Consider the following 19,590-nt stretch of genomic DNA (forward strand, 5'->3'; position numbering starts at 1 on the left):
TCTACTTCTCCTCGGTACGGGTGTGGGTGACGGCGGGCTCCTGGCCGCCGAGCAGCAGATAGAGGACGGCCATGCGGATGGAGACGCCGTTGGCGACCTGCTCGACGACCGTGCAGCGGTCGGAGTCGGCGACCTCGGCGGTGATCTCCATGCCGCGGACCATCGGGCCCGGGTGCATCACGATCGCGTGGTCGGGCATCTTGGCCATGCGCTCGCCGTCCAGCCCGTAGCGGCGCGAGTACTCGCGCTCGGTCGGGAAGAACGCGGCGTTCATGCGCTCGCGCTGGACGCGCAGCATCATCACGGCGTCGGACTTCGGCAGGACGCGGTCGAGGTCGTACGACACCTCGCACGGCCAGTGCTCGACGCCGACCGGCACCAGGGTGGGCGGGGCGACGAGGGTGACCTCGGCGCCGAGGGTGTGCAGCAGGTCGACGTTCGAGCGGGCGACGCGGCTGTGCAGCACGTCACCGACGATCGTGATCCGCTTGCCGCTCAGGTCCTGCCCGAGCCCGGTGTCGCGGCCGACGAGCCTGCGGCGCATGGTGAAGGCGTCGAGCAGGGCCTGCGTGGGGTGCTGGTGGGTGCCGTCACCGGCGTTGATGACGGCCGCGTCGACCCAGCCGGAGTTCGCGAGTGTGTACGGCGCGCCGGAGGCTCCGTGCCGGATGACGACGGCGTCGACACCCATGGCCTCCAGGGTCTGCGCCGTGTCCTTCAGGGACTCCCCCTTGGAGACGCTCGACCCCTTGGCGCTGAAGTTGATCACGTCGGCGGACAGCCGCTTCTCGGCGGCCTCGAACGAGATCCGGGTGCGGGTCGAGTCCTCGAAGAAGAGGTTGACCACGGTACGGCCGCGCAGCGTCGGCAGTTTCTTGATCGGCCGGTCGGCGACGCGGGCCATCTCCTCGGCGGTGTCGAGGATGAGGACGGCGTCGTCGCGGGTGAGGTCGGCGGCCGAGATGAGGTGTCGCATCATCTGGTGGGCTCCGTAAGGGATTTCAGGTGTGCTTCAGGCCTGGGGGCGTCCCTGGGCCGGGCAGCGGCGCGCGGGCGCGCGCCAGTACGGACCCGACGGGTCCGGTACCGGTACGGGGCGGGCTACTGCTCGCCGGCCGCGGCGGTCGGCTTGGCACCGAGCAGCACGGCGTCGCGGCCGTCCTCCTCGGCGAGCTGGACCTTGACCGTCTCCCGCAGCGACGTCGGGAGGTTCTTGCCGACGTAGTCGGCGCGGATGGGCAGTTCTCGGTGACCGCGGTCGACGAGAACGGCGAGCTGCACCGCGCGCGGGCGGCCGATGTCGTTCAGGGCGTCGAGGGCGGCACGGATGGTGCGACCGGAGAAGAGCACGTCGTCGACCAGGACGACCAGGCGGCCGTCGATGCCGTCACCGGGGATCTCGGTGCGGGCGAGGGCGCGCGGCGGGTGCATGCGCAGGTCGTCGCGGTACATCGTGATGTCGAGGGAGCCGACCGGGACCTTGCGGCCGGTGATCTCCTCAAGCTTGGCGGCGAGCCGCCGGCCGAGGAAGACGCCGCGGGTCGGAATGCCGAGCAGAACGACATCGTCGGCGCCCTTGGCGCGCTCCACGATTTCGTGGGCGATACGGGTCAACACCCGTGCGATGTCCGGGCCTTCGAGAACGGGCCGCGGCACACCGGAGGCATGCGTGTCCATAAAAACGGACCTCCTTCTCCGCCTCACGGGACGGACCTTAAAGGACGTCTAATTTGCGCCATCTGGCGCCTACAGCGTCTTTCACGGTACCAGCAACGGCAACGTGGGCCGTCACCTCCCCCTCGGAAGGGGCCCTCGGACCCATTCGGCTTGACGCAGCCAAGTAACGCTGCGTAACCTCACAGTGAGTCACCAGCCGCGCGGCGGAGCCGCACGTTGTCACAGCGTCCGGGGAGCTATATGTCCAGCGAATACGCCAAACAGCTCGGGGCCAAGCTCCGCGCCATCCGTACCCAGCAGGGCCTTTCCCTCCACGGTGTCGAGGAGAAGTCCCAGGGTCGCTGGAAGGCGGTCGTGGTGGGGTCGTACGAGCGCGGCGACCGCGCCGTGACCGTGCAGCGCCTTGCCGAGCTGGCGGACTTCTACGGCGTTCCGGTGCAGGAACTGCTTCCGGGCACCCCGCCCGGCGGTGCCGCCGAGCCGCCGCCCAAGCTGGTCCTGGACCTGGAGCGCCTCGCCCACGTCCCCGCCGAGAAGGCAGGCCCGCTGCAGCGGTACGCCGCCACGATCCAGTCGCAGCGCGGTGACTACAACGGCAAGGTGCTCTCCATCCGCCAGGACGACCTGCGCACCCTCGCCGTCATCTACGACCAGTCGCCGTCGGTGCTCACCGAGCAGCTGATCAGCTGGGGCGTCCTGGACGCGGACGCGCGCCGCGCCGTGGCCCACGAAGAGGTCTGAGCCCGTCAAGGGAGATTCCAGCAGAAACGTGCCGCCGGGGTGGCCGGAAACCCAGAGAGGGTTTCCGGCCACCCCGGCGGCTTTGTCATGCCCAGTGGCAGCTTTGTCATGCCAGTGGATTTCGCCGTGACGCGGAAAACCCCGGAGGGCCCGCGGCCGTATTGGCCACGGGCCCTCCGGGGTACCGCGAAATCGAACTGTCGCTATGCGTCCCGGCGAAGGCTCGGCTTGAGGTCCTTGAACCGACCGAGCAGCCCATTCACAAAGGCGGGCGAATCATCGGTCGAGAACTCCTTGGCGAGCTGAACCGCCTCGTCCAGGACGACGGCGTCGGGCGTACCGTCCACCCAGATCAGTTCGTACGCGCCGAGCCGCAGGATGTTCCGGTCGACGACCGGCATGCGGTCGAGCGTCCACCCCACCGCGTACTGGGAGATCAGCTCGTCGATGCGGGCCGCGTGCTCCTGGTAGCCCTCGACGAGCTCCATGGTGTACTCGCTCACCGGCGGCTGCCTGGTGTCGCTCCGCGAGTGACGCACCCAGTCCGCGAGCACGGTGAGCACGTCGACGCCACGCTGGTCGGCCTCGAAGAGGATCTGGAAGGCGCGCTTGCGGGCCGTGTTACGGGCGGCCACGGTTAGCTGTTCACCCGGCCGAGGTAGCCGCTGTCGCGGGTGTCGACCTTGATCTTCTCGCCGGTGGTGATGAAGAGCGGCACGTTGATCTGGTGGCCGGTCTCCAGGATGGCGGGCTTGGTGCCGCCGGTGGAGCGGTCGCCCTGGACGCCCGGCTCGGTCTCCTGGATGGTGAGCTCGACGGCGGCGGGCAGCTCGACGAAGAGGACCTCGCCCTCGTGCTGCGCGACCGTGGCGGTGAAGCCCTCGATCAGGAAGTTCGCGGCGTCGCCGACGGCCTTCTTGTCGATGTGCAGCTGGTCGTAGGTCTCCATGTCCATGAAGACGAAGTACTCGCCGTCCATGTACGAGAACTGCATGTCGCGCTTGTCGACAGTGGCCGTCTCGACCTTGACGCCGGCGTTGAACGTCTTGTCGACGACCTTGCCGGAGAGCACGTTCTTCAGCTTGGTGCGCACGAAGGCAGGGCCCTTGCCGGGCTTGACGTGCTGGAACTCGACGACGGACCAGAGCTGGCCCCCGTCGAGCTTGAGCACCATGCCGTTCTTGAGGTCGTTCGTGGAAGCCACGGTTGCGGAATCTCCTGGACTGACGTGGACGACCCCGGCGCACGCGCTACAGCGCGAGCAGCTCCTTGGTCGTGATGGTGAGTAGCTCGGGTCCGCCGTCCGCCTCGCAGCGGACGACGAGCGTGTCATCGATCCGGACCCCGCCCCGGCCCGGGAGGTGAACCCCCGGTTCGACGGTGACCGGCACGCAAGCGTCCAGTTTACCCATGGCTGCGGGCGCCAACTGCGGGTCCTCGTCGATTTCGAGCCCGACGCCGTGTCCGGTGCGTGCGGCGAGCCCCTCCGCGTACCCGGCGGCGTCCAGGACGTGGCGGGCCGCGCGGTCCACGTCGCGGCAGGCGGCGCCGGGTGTGAGGGCCTCGCGGCCCGCCCGCTGGGCGGCGAAGACGACGTCGTAGAGCTCGATCTGCCAGTCCGCGGGCGACGTTCCGATCACGAAGGTCCGCCCGACCTCGCTGCGGTAGCCGCGGTACGCGGCGCCGAGGCACACGGACAGGAAGTCGCCCTCCTCGACGCGCCGGTCGGTGGGGCGGTGGCCGCCGCGCCCCGAGTGCGGCCCGGTGGCCACGGAGGTGGGGAAGGCGGCGCCGTCCGCGCCGTGGTCGACGAGCCGCCGCTCCAGCTCCAGGGCGAGATGGCGCTCGGTGCGGCCCACCAGGATCGACTCCAGGAGCTCCCCGAGGGCCTGGTCGGCGATCTCCGCCGCGATCCGCAGACAGGAGATCTCCTCCTCGTCCTTGACCAGGCGCAGCTGCTCCACACCGCGTGCGAGGTCCACCAGGCGGAGCCGGGGCGCCACGGACGCCAGGGCCCGGTGCCGGGCCACGCTGAGGTGGTGCTCCTCGACGGCCAGGGACTCCGCGCCCTGCGCCTGGGCCTGCCCGGCCGCCGCGACGGCGGCGTCGCCGTCCGGTGCGTCGAGGACCCGGGTGCGCAGCTCGGCGTCGGGCCGCTCGTGGCCGTCCTCCTCCCCCGGCGGCCGCGGGCACAGCAGGACGTCCTCGGACCGGCCCAGGAGGAGGGCGGCCCCCTGGGGCGCCGCACCCGCGAGATAGCGGATGTTGGCAGGCCGTGACACCAGGGCCGCGCCACCCCCCGCACACCGCTCCCTGACCCGCTCCCGCCGGGCCGCGTACACCTCTGACATGGGGCGAGCCTAAGAGCGCACTCCGCTCCGGGCCGGTTCAGCGCGTCCGACCGGGCGTCAGGGCCGCGCGGACGAGGGGTGGGGCCGGACCGGGTTGACGGGCTCTCCGGTCGTACGGTCCGTCCGCTCAGGTGTCGCAGCCCACCCCGTCGCCGTCACGGTCGAGGTGCCGTCCGTACCCCGGTTCGCCCCGGTGCACGGGTGCCGCACCCGCGGCGCGCGCCTCGGCGCAGTTGGCGAAGGAGACGTCACCGCCACCGGCCACGTCACCGCCACCGCCCACGTCAGCGCCGCGCACCCCGCCGGTCCCGTCGTCGGCGGAGCCGCCGCCCGCGGGAGGCCGTGCCGTGACCGTGGCCCTGACCGTCTTCGTCGCGCGCACGGTGACGGTCTCGGCCGGCTCCGGCTCGGCCGTCGGCGTCGCGGTGCGGGTCCTGGTGAGGGTCTCGGTCGCGGTGGCGGTGGGGCCCGCCGCCGCACTGGAGGACCCGCCGTCGTCCCCGCCGCCTCCCACGGCCGCTCCGAGGAAGCAGGCCAGGACCAGGGCGGGGATGACGTAGCGTTTGCGCGCCCATCTCGGCGCGGGCCGGGGCGAGGGCGTGGGTGGGTACGGATGGCTCATGGCGTCCCCCAAGGGGTCGTACTCGCTGGGAGCAGACCGTAGCGCCGGGGTGGAGGGGGCGCGGGGGGTTCGGCTCGGTGGTGACGCAGTCGTGACCGTGCGGCTCTAGCGGCCCGGGGCTACCACTGGGGCGGGCTCGTGAGGGCGCGAGTGAGGACCTCGTCCAGGACGTGGGCCGTGGCGGGGACGTCCAGCTGGGAGTTGTCGATGATGGGCAGGCCCGAGCCGTACCAGCCGGCCATGCGGCCGTGGATGCGGGCCACCTCCTCATCCGTGAGGCGGCGGTTGCCCGAGCGCTGGGCGTTGCGCTCCAGGACGATCTCCAGGCCGGGCAGCAGGACGACGGGCAGCAGGCCGGGGCCCACGTGCCGCTTCCAGCCGCCGAGGCCGACGACCGGGCGGTCCGGGAAGACCGCGTCGTCGAGGACGCAGGAGATGCCGTTGGCCAGGAAGTTCCGCGCGGCGAAGCCGCAGGTGCGGCGGGCCAGGCGGTACTGCGCCTCGGAGTTGTCGTTCCACCCCGTCTGGGGGTCGGCGAAGCCCGAGCGCACCCATTCGCGGACGTCGTCGAGGCTGATGTGGGCCGTGGGCACCCGGCGGTGCTCGGCCCAGTACTTGGCGACGCTGGTCTTGCCCGCGCCCGCGGGGCCGATGAGGAGCACGGCGAGGGTCGTGGAGCCCGTGTCGGCGGGGGCCGTGCCGGGCGGCGGGCTCGGCACGGCGACGGGGCCGCCGGGCGGGAGCTGGATGTGACTCGTGGTGTCGCGGGCGGGCGGCGCCGGGGCCGGGGCGTGGTGCGCGGCGTGCGGGACGGCGTGGGGGTGCGGGGCTCCCGCCGGGATGTGCGGGGCTCCCCCGGGCGCGTGGGGCGCTCCCGGTGCGTGCGGGGCGCCAGGGGCCTGCGGGGCCCCCGGAGCGTGGGCGGCGGGCGGCAGGGGCGCCGGGCCCGGAGGGTGCGGTGCGGGGCCGGAGGCGGTGGCCGCGAAGCCCGGCGCGGGCGCGGGGTGCGGCGCGCCCACGGGCACGGCACCGGGCTGCGGGGCGCTCGGGTGGTGGGCGGTCATCGACCAGCCGGTGGCCGGTCCGTGCCCCGGCTGAGGGGGCGGCGGCAGCGGAGACCCCACGGTGTGCTGCATCCGGTGCCACTCCGTCTCGTGCGACTGACCTGGTACGGGCGGCGGGGCCACCCGCATTGAACGGTACCGCCCCCGGCCGACGTTGTGGGAACGGCCGGGGCGGCCCCGAAGTGCCCGTGGCTTGTTTCGCTCCGCCCGCGCGCGGGCGGAGCGAACGGTCAGTCGGCGACCTCGCCGTACGCGGCGAGCAGCACCGCCGGATCCGGCCCCTCCAGGACGGTCGGCTTGCCGAGGCCGTCGAGGACGATGAAGCGCAGCAGGTCGCCACGGGACTTCTTGTCGACCTTCATCGTCTCCAGGAGCTTGGGCCACTGGTCGTAGCGGTAGCTCAGGGGCAGGCCCACGGACTCCAGGACCGTGCGGTGCCGGTCCGCCGTCTCGTCGTCCAACCGTCCGGCCACTCGGCCGAGTTCGGCCGCGAAGTGCATGCCGACCGCGACGGCCGCGCCGTGCCGCCACTGGTAGCGCTCGTTCTTCTCGATGGCGTGCGCCAGCGTGTGCCCGTAGTTGAGGATCTCGCGCCGTCCGGACTCCTTCAGATCGCCGGAGACGACGTCGGCCTTGACCCTGATGGAGCGCTCGATCAGCTCGGCGGTGTGCGGCCCGGCGGGCGTGCGGGCCGCCTGCGGGTCGGCCTCGATCAGGTCGAGGATCGCGGGGTCCGCGATGAACCCGGCCTTGATGATCTCCGCGAGCCCGGAGACGTAGTCGTGCACCGGCAGCGAGTCCAGTGCGGCGAGGTCGCAGAGCACGCCCGCGGGCGGGTGGAAGGAGCCCACCAGGTTCTTGCCCTCGGCGGTGTTGATGCCGGTCTTCCCGCCGACCGCCGCGTCCACCATGGCGAGCACGGTCGTGGGGACCGCGATCCAGCGCACCCCGCGCAGCCAGGTCGCGGCCACGAAACCGGCCACGTCGGTGGTGGCGCCGCCGCCCACGCCGACGATCACGTCGGTGCGGGTGAAGCCGGACTGGCCGAGCGCCTTCCAGCAGTAGGCGGCGACCTCGGCGGTCTTGGCCTCCTCGGCGTTGGGCACCTGGATGGCCACCGCCTCGTACCCCTGGTCCGCCAGGTCCTGGCGGAGCGCCTCGGCGGTGTCGGCGAGCGCCTCGGGGTGGATGACGGCCACGCGCTTGGCCGAGCCGCCGATCAGGCCGCCGAGCTCACCGAGCAGCTGTCGCCCGACGAGCACCTCGTACGGCTCCGTGCCCGCCGTGCCGCCGACGGGGATCCGCGTCACTGCCTCACTCATGCTTGTGTCAACTCCAGGGCGTCGAGGACCGCTTCCGCGACCTCTTCGGGGGTCCGGCCGTCGGTGGCGACGACGGCGCGGGCGACTTCTTCGTACAGGGGACGGCGGGCGTCCATCAGCTCGCGCCACTGCTTGCGCGGGTTGACGGCGAGCAGCGGCCGCGCGGCGCCGAGGCCGACGCGGCGCACCGCCTCCTCGACGTCCATCGAGAGGTAGACGACGGGCAGGCCGCGCAGCAGCGACCGGGTGCCCTCGTCGAGGACCGCGCCGCCGCCGAGGCAGAGCACGCCCTCGTGCCCGGCGACGGCGGTGCGCACCGCCGCGCGCTCCAGGGCGCGGAAGTGCTCCTCGCCGTCCTCGACGAAGATGTCGGAGATCTCGCGGCCCTCGGCCGCGACGATGTCCGCGTCGGTGTCCCGGTAGGGCAGGCCGAGCCGCTCGGCGAGCAGCCCGCCGACGGTGGACTTGCCGGAGCCCATGGGCCCGACGAGCACGATGCGCGGCGCGCCGGCGCCCTCCGGTGCCGGGGCGCTCACCGGATCTGGAGGTGGTCGAGGTACGACCGCACGTTGCGCCGGGTCTCCGGCACGCTGTCGCCGCCGAACTTCTCCGCGACCGCGTCCGCCAGGACGAGGGCGACCATGGCCTCGGCGACGATCCCGGCGGCCGGGACCGCGCACACGTCGGAGCGCTGGTGGTGGGCCTTGGTGGCCTCGCCGGTGGCCACGTCGACCGTGGCGAGGGCGCGCGGCACCGTCGCGATCGGCTTCATCGCCGCGCGGACGCGCAGCAGCTCGCCGGTGGTCAGACCGCCCTCGGTGCCGCCGGAGCGGCCGGTGGTGCGCCGGATGCCGTCGTCCGTGGAGACGATCTCGTCATGCGCCTGCGAGCCGGGCACCCGGGCGAGCTCGAAGCCGTCGCCGACCTCGACGCCCTTGATGGCCTGGATGCCCATGAGGGCCGCGGCCAGGCGCGCGTCCAGACGGCGGTCCCAGTGCACGTGCGAGCCGAGCCCGACGGGCACGCCGTAGGCGAGTACCTCGACGACGCCGCCGAGGGTGTCGCCGTCCTTGTGGGCCTGGTCGATCTCGGCGACCATCGCCTTCGACGCGTCGGCGTCCAGGCAGCGCACCGGGTCGGCGTCGAGGCGCTCCACGTCGGCGGGCGTCGGGTACACGCCGTAGGGGGCCTTGGCCTTCGCCAGCTCCACGACGTGGGAGACGATCTCGATCCCGGCCGTCTCCTTGAGGTACGAGCGGGCCACCGCGCCGAGCGCGACGCGGGCCGCGGTCTCGCGGGCGGAGGCGCGCTCCAGGATGGGCCGGGCGTCCGACACACCGTACTTCTGCATGCCCGCGAGGTCGGCGTGGCCGGGGCGGGGGCGGGTCAGCGGCGCGTTGCGCGCCAGGTCGGCGAGGGCGGCCGGGTCGACCGGGTCGGCCGCCATGACCTGCTCCCACTTGGGCCACTCGGTGTTGCCCACCATGACCGCGACGGGCGAGCCCATGGTCAGGCCGTGGCGCACGCCGCCGAGGAAGGTGACCTCGTCACGCTCGAACTTCATGCGGGCGCCACGTCCATAGCCGAGGCGGCGCCGGGCCAGGTGGTCCGCCACCATCTCCGTGGTGATCGGCACGCCGGCGGGAAGTCCCTCCAGCGTCGCGACGAGTGCGGGGCCGTGGGACTCCCCCGCGGTCAGCCAGCGCAACCTGCTCAACGGTGCTCCTCCTGCTCGCGCCTGGAACTGCGACGGCGCGACCGGGTGCGCGGCCTGGCCCGCCTCCCCTGATCCTCCCACGTCCGGCGCCCCGCACCGGCCCCGGTCCACTCGGCGGACACCGGGATGGGCAAGTCCGGGCCGGGCCTCAGCGCGCGGCCAGCGCCTGTTCGCCCGCCTTGCGCATGGCGTCGAGGATCGCGGGCAACGGGCTGAGGGGCAGGCTACGGACAAAAACCGGGTGGCAATCAGTGCGACTGCCGCCTCTCATCCCCACAGGCGTGGGGAGCACCATGCCGAGCTCGCCGACATCCAGAAATACGGCGGACCACCCCGACTCGCGTAGGGAACCAACTCGGCTTCCAGTTCAACGAACAGGACCGCGATCGGTCACGCGTGCCCCACACCCAGCGCCGCTTCCCCCGCCTTGCGCATGGCGTCCAGGGGCGCGGGCGAGCGCCCCGTCATCTGCTCGACCTGCAGGACGGCCTGGTGCACGAGCAGGTCGAGGCCGCTGACGACGGCCCCGCCGTACGCCGACCAGCGGGCCGCGAGGGCGGTGGGCCACGGGTCGTAGAGCACGTCGAAGAGCGTGGCGGGCCGCTCGGGCACCGCGTGGGACAGGGCGTCGGTGCTGCCCGCGGGGGTGGTGGCGATCACCAGCGGCGCCCGGAGGGCCTCCTCGGCGTCCGCCCAGTCGGCGGTGCGCACCTCGACGTCGAGCCGCTCGCCCCACTGCCGCATCTCGGCGGCCCGCTCCGCGCTGCGGACGTACGCGACGACCTCGCCGGTGCAGATCCTCGCGAGGGCGGCGAGCGCGGACGAGGCGGTGGCGCCCGCGCCCAGGATCGCGGCGCTCTCCACCTGCTCGATGCCGCGCTCGCGCAGCGCCGCGACCATGCCGGGGATGTCGGTGTTGTCGCCGACGAGCCGTCCGTCGTCCGTGCGCACGACCGTGTTGACGGCCTCCACGGCCGCGGCGGTCTCGCTGACCTCGTCGAGCAGCGGCATCACCGCGCGCTTCAGCGGCATCGTGAGCGAGAGCCCCGCCCACGCGGGTCCGAGCCGCTCGACGAACCCGGGCAGCGCCGCCTCGTCGACCTCGAAGCGGTCGTAGCGCCACTCGGCGAGGCCCAGCTCCTGGTACGCGGCGCGGTGCAGCACCGGGGAGAGGGAGTGGGCGATGGGCGATCCGAGTACGGCCGCCCGGTGCCGGGCCTCAGCCTCCTGTGCTCGCATTGAACTTTTCCTTCAGCTTCAGGAAATCGGCGTGGGTCTTGGCGAATTCGGTCTTGTTCATGCCGTCGGTGGCGACGAAGTAGAGCCAGCCGTCCGTCGACGGATTGAGCGCCGCCTTCAGTGCCACCTCGCCCGGATTGCCAATGGGTCCGGGCGGCAGCCCCGTGTGCTTGTACGTGTTGTACGGGTCGGGGTTGGTCTTGATCTCGCTCTCGCTGATCTTGATCTTGCTCTGACCCATCAGGTAATTGAAGGTCGAGTCGAATTGGAGATAGCCGACCGTCTCCATGTTGCCGGGCTTGAGCCGGTTGTAGATGACCTCGGCCATCTTGCGGAAGTCCTCGTGGGTCTTGCCCTCGGCCTGGACCAGGCTCGCGACCGTGATGAGCTCGAACGGGTTCTTGAGCTTCAGCTCCTTGGCCTTGCCCTCGACGCCCAACTCGTCGTACTCCTCGGCGGCTTGGGCGACCATCTTCTTCAGCACGTCCTCGGGCTTCTGACCCTTGGCGACCGGATAGCTGGAGGGGTAGAGGAAGCCTTCCAACGGGTCCTTGACCTTGCTGCCCATGTTGGCGACGGCCCACTGGGGAAGCCCGAGCTGCTTCCAGTCCTTCTGGGCGACGTTCTTCGTGGTGCCCTCGTCGAGTTCGAGCCGCTCGTCGATCTGCTTGTACACCCATGCATTCCGCTTGCCTTCCGGAATGATGAGGTTGTCGCGGCTCTTCGGGCTGAGCATCAATTCGAGGGCGGAGGCGGCCGACATCTCTTTCTTGAGCGTGTAGACGCCCGCCTGGATCTTCTGGCCGTCGGGATTCTTTCCCTGCGCGGAGACGAACGCGTCGACGCTCTTCACGACTCCGGCGTCCTTGAGCGCCTGGCCGATGGCGCCACCGGTGGCGCCCTTGTTGATCGTGACCGTCGCCTTGGCGTCGATGCCGTCGCCCGCGTAGTCCGGGGCCGTGCCGAAACGATCCTGGTAGAACTGGTAGCCGAAGTACCCGACCCCGCCGATGCCGCCCGCGAACACCGCGGCCACGACCAGGCAGGCACAGCCGCTGCGCCGTTTCTTGGGTTTCTTGCCGCCGCGGCCGCGCCGCTCGCTCCGGCTGCCGCGGGCCGCGTCGTCGCCGTCGTCGTCCTCGTCGCCGCCCGCGAAGAACGCGTGCTCGCCCTGGTCGGGACCGGGATCCCAGCCGGTCTCGTGGTCGGGCTCGGGGGCGGCGCGGCGCCGGCCCGGCGGCTCGGGCGGCGGATACGCCTCGGGCGTGCCGTAGAAGTCCGGGCGCTCCTCGCCGTACGCGGCGGGCTGCTGCCCGTAGGGGTCGGCCGGGTCGCCACCGTAGGGGACCTGGCCGGGCCGGCCGGTGTCCCAGCCGCCGTCGTGCGGCTGGGGACCGCCGTTGTACTGCGCCTGCAGGGGGTCGTACCCCTGCTGCTGGCCGTAGGGCTGCTGCTGGCCTGCGTCCCACTCGCCGTACGGCTGCTGGGGGTGGGCCTGCTGCGGCTGCTGCGGGTGGTACTGCCCCTGGCCGCCGTAGGGGGACTGGCCGTCCGCGGCCTGCTGTCCTCCCCATCCGCCGTCCCCGTACAACGGGTCCTCCGGATGCCACGGTTCGGAGCCTGGGCCCCGGCCATACTCAGTCATCGATCCCCTACGAGCCGCGAGGCGGGGGCCGCCGTCTGGATCCCAGCGCAACCGTTCCGCCTCTTGATGCTGTGTGGCGGCTGTTCGAACGCCGCCACACCGCGCGGAACGTTACCGTATCGCGATCAGATGACCACTTCGACGCCCTCACCCGGAGCCTTGCCTGACGCCCGTTCGGACTCCAGGGCCTGCTGCAGGATGATGACCGCCGCGGCCTGATCGATGACAGACCTGCCCTTTTTGGACTTCACCCCGGAGGCGCGCAGTCCCTGACTGGCCGTCACTGTGGTCATCCTCTCGTCCACGAGCCTCACCGGAACGGGGGCGATCCCGGCGGCGAGCTCCTGGGCGAAGGCGCGGACCTTGACGGCGGCCGGGCCCTCGCCCCCCTTGAGGGAGCGAGGGAGTCCGACCACGACCTCGATGGGTTCGTACTCCTCCACGAGCTGGCGGAGGCGGCGGTGGGCGGCCGGGACGTCCCGGCCCGGCACCGTCTCCACCGGCGTCGCGAGGATCCCGTCGGGGTCGCACGAGGCGACCCCGATCCGGGCGTCCCCGACGTCGATCGCGAGGCGGCGGCCCCGTCTGACGGAGCTCATCGGGCGGTTTCGCCGACGAGACGCTCGACGGCGGCGATGGCGTCGCCGACGGCGGCCACGTTCTGGCCACCGCCCTGGGCGACGTCCGGCTTTCCGCCGCCTCCGCCGCCGAGGGTCTTGGCGGCGGTGCGGACCAGGTCACCGGCCTTCAGGCCGCGCTCACGGGCGGCTTCGTTGGTGGCGATGACCGTGAGGGGCTTGCCGTTGGCCGAGGTGAACAGGGCGACCACGGCCGGGCGGTCGCCGGGGATGCGGCCGCGCACGTCGAGGACCAGCTTGCGCAGGTCGTCGGCGCCCGTGCCGTCCGGGACCTGGCCGGTGACGAGGGCGATGCCCGCCACGTCCTTGGCGCCCCGGGCGAGACCGGCGGCGGCCTGGAGGACCTTCTCCGCGCGGAACTTCTCGATCTCCTTCTCGGCGTCCTTCAGCTTGGCGAGCATGCCGGAGATCTTCTCGGGCAGCTCCTCCGGACGGCCCTTGACTAGCTCCTGGAGCTGGGCGACGACCGTGTGCTCCTTGGCCAGGAAGTTGTACGCGTCCACGCCGACCAGGGCCTCGATGCGGCGCACGCCGGAGCCGATGGAGGACTCGCCGAGCAGCTTCACCAGACCCAGCTGGGCGGTGTTGTGCACGTGGGTGCCGCCGCACAGCTCCTTGGAGAAGTCGCCGATGGTCACCACGCGCACGCGCTCGCCGTACTTCTCGCCGAACTCGGCGATGGCGCCCGCCTTCTTGGCCTCGTCCAGGGACATGACCTCGGCCTGGACGTCCAGCTCGCGGGAGAGGACCTCGTTGATCCGCTGCTCGACGTCCGTCATCACGGCCGTGGGCACGGCGGACGGCGAGCCGAAGTCGAACCGGAAGCGGCCCGGCTGGTTCTCGGAACCGGCCTGGGCGGCCGTGGGGCCGAGGGCGTCGCGCAGCGCCTGGTGCGTGAGGTGCGTGGCGGAGTGGGCGCGGGCGATGGCGCGGCGGCGGTGGGAGTCGATCGAGGCCCACACCGGGGCGCCGACCGTGACCTCGCCGACCTGCACGACGCCCTTGTGGACGTGCACGCCCGGCACCGGCTTCTGGACGTCGCGGACCTCGATGACGGCACCGCTGTCCAGGCGGATGCGGCCGGTGTCGCCGATCTGGCCGCCGCCCTCGGCGTAGAAGGGGGTGCGGTCCAGGACGACCTCGACCTCGTCGCCCTCGGTGGCGGCGGGCGAGGAGGCGCCGTTGACCAGGAGGCCGACGATCACGGCCTCGTTCTCGGTCAGGCTGTAGCCGGTGAAGTCGGTGGCGCCGGAGCTGTCGGCGATCTCGCGGTAGGCGCCCATGTCCGCGTGGCCGGTCTTCTTGGCCTGGGCGTCGGCCTTGGCGCGCTCCCGCTGCTCCTTCATCAGGCGGCGGAAGCCGTCCTCGTCCACGGTCAGGCCCTGCTCGGCGGCCATCTCCAGGGTGAGGTCGATCGGGAAGCCCCAGGTGTCGTGGAGCAGGAACGCCTTGTCGCCCGGCAGCACGCTGGAACCGGCGGCCTTGGTGTCGCTGACGGCCGTGTCGAGGATGTTCGTGCCGCCCTTGAGGGCCTTGAGGAAGGCGGCCTCCTCGGCGAGCGCGACGGTCTCGATGCGCTTGCGGTCGGTGAGGAGCTCCGGGTACTGCTCGCCCATGGTCTTGATGACCGAGTCGACGAGCTCGGCGACGACCGGCCCGGTGGCGCCGAGCAGGCGCATGTTGCGGATGGCGCGGCGCATGATGCGGCGCAGGACGTAGCCACGGCCCTCGTTGCCGGGGGTGACGCCGTCGCCGATGAGCATGACGGAGGTGCGCATGTGGTCGGCGACCACGCGCAGCGAGACGTCCGAGCCGTGCTCGGCGCCGTAGCGCACGCCGGTCAGCTCGGTGGCCTTGTCGATGACGACGCGCAGGGTGTCGGTCTCGTACATGTTCTGTACGCCCTGCAGGATCATGGCCAGGCGCTCCAGGCCGAGACCCGTGTCGATGTTCTTCGACGGCAGGTCGCCGAGGATCGGGAAGTCCTCCTTGCCCTGGCCCGCACCGCGCTCGTACTGCATGAAGACCAGGTTCCAGATCTCCACGTAGCGCTCGTCGTTGACGGCCGGGCCGCCCTCCTCGCCGAACTCGGGACCGCGGTCGTAGTTGATCTCGGAGCACGGGCCGCAGGGGCCGGGCACGCCCATGGACCAGAAGTTCGGGCCCATGCCCAGGCGCTGGATGCGCTCGGCGGGGACGCCGATCACGTCGCGCCAGATGCGCTCCGCCTCGTCGTCCTCCTTGTAGACGGTGATCCAGAGCTTCTCCGGGTCCAGGCCGTAACCGCCCTTGTCCTGGGGCGAGGTGAGCAGCTCCCAGGCGAGCTTGATCGCGCCTTCCTTGAAGTAGTCACCGAAGGAGAAGTTGCCGCACATCTGGAAGAACGTGCCGTGCCGGGTGGTCTTGCCGACCTCTTCGATGTCCGGCGTGCGCACGCACTTCTGGACGCTGGTGACGCGCGGGGCGGGCGGCTTGGTCTCGCCCAGGAAGTAGGGCTTGAAGGGCACCATGCCCGCGGGGACGAGGAGCAGCGTCGGGTCGTCCGCGATCAGTGACGCCGACGGCACGACCTTGTGCCCACGCTCCTCGAAGAAGCTCAGCCAGCGGCGACGGATTTCAGCCGACTCCATCAGTGGTCCTCATTCCGGTTGTACGAGTACGTCGTGTCCGTCGTGTTCGCGAGGGACTTGGGGTTCTTCTCGGTGGCGGGCTCGACGAGCGCGAGGCGGCGCTGGGCGGGCAGCTCGGGGTCGACCGGGGCGTTCAGACCGAGGGCGTCACCGAGCTCGGCCTCCCGCTCGGCCATGCCGTCACGGACGTCGAGCGCGAAGTCCTTGAGCCGGTGTCCGGCCTCGACGGCCTTGTCGGCGGCCCGCGCGGCGAGGCTCTCGGGGGTGAGCTGCTTCAGCTTGCGGTTGACCTTGGTGGTGGCCCAGACGCCGGCGGCCGCGCCCGCGGTGAACCAGAACGTACGTCGGAACATCGCTGCGTCAGTCCTTCTTCCGCTTGCCCCGCCGTGCCGACGGGAGGGTGCGGCCCACGATCACCGTACGACGGGACGGCTTGGCGGGCACTTCCTTACGGCTGATGGCCCGGCGCACTCCGTAGCCGAACGCCGCGACCTTGACCAGGGGTCCGCCGAAGGTGGAGGCCACGGTCGTCGACAGCGCCGACGCGTTCGACGTGACCTCTTGGACGTCGGAGGCGATGGCGTCCACGCGGTCGATCTGGGTCTGCGCGGAGCGCACCGCCGTCGACGCGTCGGCGAGGAGCGGCACCGCCTGCTCGGTCACGTCCGCGACGAGCTTGGTGGTCGCCCTGAGCGTCTGCGCCAGCCTCGCCAGCGCCACCGCCAGGAAGGAGACCAGAATCGCCCAGAAGACGGCCACCAGGATCCCGGCCACCTCTCCACCGGACACTGTGCACCGCTCCCTGAGACACCGCCCTGGATTCCAGGGTCGTCGAACGTCGAAAAGTCGTGCTCCGACCCTATCGCGCCGGGGCCCCGGCTCCGTACCGCATTACCGCACGCGGCACTTGGAGCGGGGGGCATGAGCGGAACTGACCCGAGCTGATTGTACGGACCGCGTACGCGTGAGTACGCTCCGTACCCCATGCGACGCCCTCAGCGCCCCGACGACCGTCGGAACGATTCAGCAGCCGCCGCCGACCCGTCGTCCCCTCCCCCGGACCCGGCGGCGGACGGCCCTGCGGGCAACCTCCCGGCGGAGCTCACCGCCTTCGTGGGCCGCAGCGCCGAACTGGCCGCCCTCACCGAGGCGTTGGCCGCGGCCCGGCTGATCACGGTGACCGGGGTCGGCGGCGTCGGCAAGTCCCGGCTCGCGGCGCGGGCGGCCGCCGCCGTCCGGCCGCGCGACGGCGCCTGGCTGGTGGAGCTGGACTCCGTGCGCGACCCCGAGCTCGTGGAACACGCGCTCGCCAGCGCCCTGGAGCTGACCGACCACACCAGCCGCTCGCCCCGCCAGGTGCTGCTCGACCGGCTCGCCGGGCGGGAACTGCTGCTCGTGGTGGACGGGTTCGAGCACCTCGTGGCGGCCACCGCCTCCCTGGTGCACGACCTCCTCGTGCGCTGCCCGGGCCTGCGGGTCCTCGCCGCCGGACGCAGGCCGCTGGGCATGGCGGGCGAGCGCGTCTTCCCGCTCGCGCCGATGGCGGAGTCGGACGCGGCGGCCCTGTTCGCCGAGCGGGCCGCGGCCTGTCTGCCCGGCTTCGCCCTCGACGGCGGCCACCACGCCGAGGTCCTTGAGCTGTGCCGCCGCCTGGACGGCATCCCGCTCGCCCTCGAGCTCGCCGCCGGGCGGCTGCGGGCGCTCTCGCCGGGGCAGCTGCTCGCCCGCCTGGACGACCGCTTCCGGCTCCTGACCGGGGCCCACCGCGATCTGCTGCCCCGGCACCAGACGCTGCGTACGGCGATCGGCTGGAGCCACGAGCTGTGCACGGCGCAGGAGCGGCTGCTGTGGACCCGGCTTTCGGTGTTCTCCGGGCCCTTCGACCTGGAGGCCGTCGAGTACGTGTGCAGCGGCGACGGGCTGCTCGCCGAGGAGGTGCTCGACATCGTCGACGAGCTCCTCGCGCAGTCGGTGCTGACCCGTGAGGAGAGCCCCACGGGCGTGCGCTACCGCATGCTCGACACCGTCAGGGCCTACGGCGCCGAGTGGCTGCGGGCGACCGGGGACACCGCGCGGATGCGGCGCAGGCACCGCGACTGGTACATGGGCCTGGCCACCTGGTGCGAGCTGGACTGGTTCTCGCCGCGGCAGGCGGAGGTCGCCACGCTCGTCGAGTGCGAGCTGCCCAATCTGCGGGCCGCCCTGGAGTTCTGCCTCACCGAGCCGGAGGAGACGCACCTCGGCCAGTACCTCGCGGGCACGCTGTGGTTCTGCTGGGTGGGCTGCGGTCGGCTCGCGGAGGGCAGGCACTGGCTGGACCGGGCCGTGGACCTGGAGGGCGGCCACGAGGAATCGCGCCTGAAGGCGCTGTGGGTGCTCGGCTACGTGGCGATCCTGCAGGGCGACACGGTGCCCGCGCTCTGCGCGCTCCAGGAGTGCCAGGACACCGCCGAGCGCACGGGCAGCGCCGTCGCGGCGGCGTACGCGGTGCACCGTCTGGGCTGTCTCGCCCTGGTCTCGGACGACATGCCGCGCGCGGAGCGGCTGCTGCGCACGGCCCTCGACGAATACCGGCGCATCGGCGAGCTGAACAGCAACGTGCTGATGGGCCAGGTCGAGCTGGCGATGACCCTGGCCTTCCAGGGGTCGCTCGGCGATGCCGTGGCGCTGTGCGAGGAGGTGCGGCAGGTGTGCGAGGACCACGGCGAGCGCTGGACGCTGGCCTACGCGCTGTACGTCCTCGGGTACGCGGCGTGGACGCGGGGCGAGCCGGACCTCGCGCGCGAGCTCGTCACGCGCTGCCTCGACCTCGACCACGCCTTCCACGACCTGCTCGGCACGGTCCTCGCGGTGGAGCTGCTCGCGCTGTTCACGGCGACGGAGGGCGACGCGGCGGAGGCGGCCGTGCTGCAGGGCGTGGCCTCGCGGATCTGGCCGTCGGTGGGGCTTCCGCTGTTCGGTTCGCAGTACTTCGGCGGCCCGCACGCGCTGTGCGAGGCACGGGCCAGGGAGCGGCTCGGCGACGAGCTGTACGAGGCCCAGCTGCGGGCCGGGGCCCTGCTGCCGCCGGACGCGGCGGTGGCGCGGGCGCTCGGCCGGGGCACAGACGTCGCCTCGGGGCCGCGGCGCGGCAGGCGCACGGCACGGGCCGAAGGACCGGCCCCCCACACGCGCGAACCCGCCGCCTCCCCGACCCGTAAGGGCGGGGAGACGACGGGCTGAGCCAGGTGAGGCTACGTCCGGGTCAGCGGGCGTAGTACTCGACGACGAGCTGCTCGTCGCAGATCACGGGGATCTCCTTGCGGTTCGGCTCGCGGTCCAGGCGGAAGGCCAGGGCCTTCAGGTTGACCTGGAGGTAGCGCGGGGTCTCGCCGTCGGCGGCGAAGCCACCCTCGCGCGCGACCTCGAACAGCGGCTTCTGGCGGCTGCGCTCGCGGACCATGACGACGTCGTCCGGCTTCACACGGAAGGACGGCTTGTCGACCTTGTGGCCGTTGACCTCGATGTGGCCGTGGACGACCATCTGACGGGCCTGGTAGATCGTGCGGGCGATGCCCGAACGCAGGACCAGGGCGTCGAGACGACGCTCGAGCTCGATGACCAGGGCCTCACCGGTCTTGCCCTGGGTCTTGGCGGCACGCTCGTAGGCGCGGACGAGCTGGCGCTCGGACACGTCGTACTGCGCGCGCAGACGCTGCTTCTCGAGCAGACGGACCTTGTAGTCCGAGTTCTGCTTGCGGCCGCGGCCGTGCTCGCCCGGCGGGTAGGGGCGGGCCTCGAAGTACTTGACGGCCTTCGGGGTCAGCGCGATGCCGAGGGCACGCGACTTCTTGACCTTGGGGCGGGACTGGTTCGCCATGAACCAAACACCTCTGCTTTTCTGTACGTGATCGGCTTCACCAGGGTTAGGGGAGGTCACATCCGCAGCCCGGGAAACCCGGCGG

19 protein-coding genes are annotated in these 19,590 nt (G+C 72.1%); 2 read left to right on the forward strand and 17 right to left on the reverse strand.

What is annotated here, in order from left to right:
- Position 1: 1 nt before the first annotated feature.
- Together MQV74_RS08710 and pyrR are read right to left on the reverse strand one after the other, a co-directional pair.
- Complete coding sequence (locus tag MQV74_RS08710) at positions 2-979, reverse strand: aspartate carbamoyltransferase catalytic subunit (protein ID WP_144002366.1); 978 nt, start codon at positions 977-979, stop codon at positions 2-4.
- A gap of 122 nt (positions 980-1,101) precedes the next feature.
- Positions 1,102-1,677, reverse strand: a complete 576-nt coding sequence (gene pyrR, locus MQV74_RS08715) for a bifunctional pyr operon transcriptional regulator/uracil phosphoribosyltransferase PyrR (RefSeq protein ID WP_030674879.1) — start codon at positions 1,675-1,677, stop codon at positions 1,102-1,104.
- Between the two features lie 240 nt (positions 1,678-1,917).
- On the opposite strand from pyrR, the gene bldD reads away from it, so the two are divergent.
- Positions 1,918-2,418, forward strand: coding sequence for a transcriptional regulator BldD (gene bldD / locus MQV74_RS08720; RefSeq protein WP_016638847.1), 501 nt, complete (start codon positions 1,918-1,920; stop codon positions 2,416-2,418).
- Between the two features lie 203 nt (positions 2,419-2,621).
- On the opposite strand, the gene nusB is transcribed toward bldD, so the two are convergent.
- The 14 genes from nusB to MQV74_RS08790 form a co-directional block, all read right to left on the reverse strand.
- Positions 2,622-3,053, reverse strand: a complete 432-nt coding sequence (gene nusB, locus MQV74_RS08725; RefSeq protein ID WP_242715527.1) for a transcription antitermination factor NusB — start codon at positions 3,051-3,053, stop codon at positions 2,622-2,624.
- Between the two features lie 2 nt (positions 3,054-3,055).
- Entirely contained in the window at positions 3,056-3,622 is a 567-nt protein-coding gene (gene efp, locus MQV74_RS08730) for an elongation factor P (RefSeq protein ID WP_138958567.1), read from the reverse strand.
- 46 nt (positions 3,623-3,668) lie between these two features.
- Positions 3,669-4,769 carry an aminopeptidase P family protein gene (locus MQV74_RS08735; RefSeq protein ID WP_242715529.1) on the reverse strand — a complete coding sequence of 367 codons (1,101 nt, stop codon included), beginning with the start codon at positions 4,767-4,769 and terminating at the stop codon, positions 3,669-3,671.
- Between the two features lie 127 nt (positions 4,770-4,896).
- Entirely contained in the window at positions 4,897-5,391 is a 495-nt protein-coding gene (locus MQV74_RS08740) for an excalibur calcium-binding domain-containing protein (protein ID WP_242715531.1), read from the reverse strand.
- Positions 5,392-5,510: 119 nt separating this feature from the next.
- Positions 5,511-6,527, reverse strand: coding sequence for an AAA family ATPase (locus tag MQV74_RS08745; RefSeq protein ID WP_242715533.1), 1,017 nt, complete (start codon positions 6,525-6,527; stop codon positions 5,511-5,513).
- A gap of 158 nt (positions 6,528-6,685) precedes the next feature.
- Complete coding sequence (aroB, locus tag MQV74_RS08750) at positions 6,686-7,777, reverse strand: 3-dehydroquinate synthase (protein ID WP_242715535.1); 1,092 nt, start codon at positions 7,775-7,777, stop codon at positions 6,686-6,688.
- Positions 7,774-8,256 carry a shikimate kinase gene (locus MQV74_RS08755; RefSeq protein ID WP_242728550.1) on the reverse strand — a complete coding sequence of 161 codons (483 nt, stop codon included), beginning with the start codon at positions 8,254-8,256 and terminating at the stop codon, positions 7,774-7,776. Before MQV74_RS08755 ends, aroB begins: the two co-directional genes overlap by 4 nt.
- A 53-nt stretch (positions 8,257-8,309) precedes the next feature.
- The gene (gene aroC / locus MQV74_RS08760) at positions 8,310-9,494 is read right to left on the reverse strand and encodes a chorismate synthase (protein ID WP_242715537.1); all 1,185 of its coding nucleotides are present in this window, start codon (positions 9,492-9,494) and stop codon (positions 8,310-8,312) included.
- 390 nt (positions 9,495-9,884) lie between these two features.
- Complete coding sequence (locus MQV74_RS08765; RefSeq protein ID WP_242715539.1) at positions 9,885-10,733, reverse strand: shikimate dehydrogenase; 849 nt, start codon at positions 10,731-10,733, stop codon at positions 9,885-9,887.
- On the reverse strand, positions 10,714-12,378 hold the full coding sequence (gene mltG / locus MQV74_RS08770) for an endolytic transglycosylase MltG (RefSeq protein ID WP_242715541.1): 1,665 nt from the start codon (positions 12,376-12,378) through the stop codon (positions 10,714-10,716). The genes MQV74_RS08765 and mltG overlap by 20 nt, the downstream gene beginning before the upstream one ends.
- A 125-nt stretch (positions 12,379-12,503) precedes the next feature.
- On the reverse strand, positions 12,504-12,977 hold the full coding sequence (gene ruvX / locus MQV74_RS08775; protein ID WP_242715543.1) for a Holliday junction resolvase RuvX: 474 nt from the start codon (positions 12,975-12,977) through the stop codon (positions 12,504-12,506).
- Positions 12,974-15,646: an alanine--tRNA ligase gene (gene alaS / locus MQV74_RS08780; protein WP_242715545.1), complete on the reverse strand. Its 2,673-nt coding sequence runs from the start codon at positions 15,644-15,646 to the stop codon at positions 12,974-12,976. The genes ruvX and alaS overlap by 4 nt, the downstream gene beginning before the upstream one ends.
- Entirely contained in the window at positions 15,646-15,999 is a 354-nt protein-coding gene (locus MQV74_RS08785; protein ID WP_242715547.1) for a DUF6167 family protein, read from the reverse strand. The genes alaS and MQV74_RS08785 overlap by 1 nt, the downstream gene beginning before the upstream one ends.
- 7 nt (positions 16,000-16,006) lie before the next feature.
- The gene (locus tag MQV74_RS08790; protein WP_030681106.1) at positions 16,007-16,435 is read right to left on the reverse strand and encodes a DUF948 domain-containing protein; all 429 of its coding nucleotides are present in this window, start codon (positions 16,433-16,435) and stop codon (positions 16,007-16,009) included.
- Positions 16,436-16,630: 195 nt separating this feature from the next.
- On the opposite strand from MQV74_RS08790, the gene MQV74_RS08795 reads away from it, so the two are divergent.
- Positions 16,631-18,868 carry an ATP-binding protein gene (locus tag MQV74_RS08795; protein ID WP_242715549.1) on the forward strand — a complete coding sequence of 746 codons (2,238 nt, stop codon included), beginning with the start codon at positions 16,631-16,633 and terminating at the stop codon, positions 18,866-18,868.
- 22 nt (positions 18,869-18,890) lie between these two features.
- Here the strand turns inward: MQV74_RS08795 and rpsD are convergent, their stop codons facing one another.
- Positions 18,891-19,505, reverse strand: a complete 615-nt coding sequence (rpsD, locus tag MQV74_RS08800) for a 30S ribosomal protein S4 (RefSeq protein ID WP_138958578.1) — start codon at positions 19,503-19,505, stop codon at positions 18,891-18,893.
- Between the last annotated feature and the right edge of the window lie 85 nt (positions 19,506-19,590).

It is taken from the genome of Streptomyces sp. AN091965, assembly GCF_022698285.1.
Lineage (GTDB): Bacteria > Actinomycetota > Actinomycetes > Streptomycetales > Streptomycetaceae > Streptomyces.

Bases quoted from the DNA above. Each gene is read 5' to 3' on its own strand.
- MQV74_RS08740 (WP_242715531.1), bottom strand. From the start codon at position 5,391: ATGAGCCATCCGTACCCACCCACGCCCTCGCCCCGGCCCGCGCCGAGA.
- MQV74_RS08735 (WP_242715529.1), bottom strand. From the start codon at position 4,769: ATGTCAGAGGTGTACGCGGCCCGGCGGGAGCGGGTCAGGGAGCGGTGT.
- bldD (WP_016638847.1), top strand. From the start codon at position 1,918: ATGTCCAGCGAATACGCCAAACAGCTCGGGGCCAAGCTCCGCGCCATC.
- rpsD (WP_138958578.1), bottom strand. From the start codon at position 19,505: ATGGCGAACCAGTCCCGCCCCAAGGTCAAGAAGTCGCGTGCCCTCGGC.
- alaS (WP_242715545.1), bottom strand. From the start codon at position 15,646: ATGGAGTCGGCTGAAATCCGTCGCCGCTGGCTGAGCTTCTTCGAGGAG.
- MQV74_RS08710 (WP_144002366.1), bottom strand. From the start codon at position 979: ATGATGCGACACCTCATCTCGGCCGCCGACCTCACCCGCGACGACGCC.
- MQV74_RS08765 (WP_242715539.1), bottom strand. From the start codon at position 10,733: ATGCGAGCACAGGAGGCTGAGGCCCGGCACCGGGCGGCCGTACTCGGA.
- MQV74_RS08785 (WP_242715547.1), bottom strand. From the start codon at position 15,999: ATGTTCCGACGTACGTTCTGGTTCACCGCGGGCGCGGCCGCCGGCGTC.
- ruvX (WP_242715543.1), bottom strand. From the start codon at position 12,977: ATGAGCTCCGTCAGACGGGGCCGCCGCCTCGCGATCGACGTCGGGGAC.
- pyrR (WP_030674879.1), bottom strand. From the start codon at position 1,677: ATGGACACGCATGCCTCCGGTGTGCCGCGGCCCGTTCTCGAAGGCCCG.
- aroB (WP_242715535.1), bottom strand. From the start codon at position 7,777: ATGAGTGAGGCAGTGACGCGGATCCCCGTCGGCGGCACGGCGGGCACG.
- MQV74_RS08745 (WP_242715533.1), bottom strand. From the start codon at position 6,527: ATGCAGCACACCGTGGGGTCTCCGCTGCCGCCGCCCCCTCAGCCGGGG.
- MQV74_RS08755 (WP_242728550.1), bottom strand. From the start codon at position 8,256: ATGGGCTCCGGCAAGTCCACCGTCGGCGGGCTGCTCGCCGAGCGGCTC.
- MQV74_RS08795 (WP_242715549.1), top strand. From the start codon at position 16,631: ATGCGACGCCCTCAGCGCCCCGACGACCGTCGGAACGATTCAGCAGCC.
- mltG (WP_242715541.1), bottom strand. From the start codon at position 12,378: ATGACTGAGTATGGCCGGGGCCCAGGCTCCGAACCGTGGCATCCGGAG.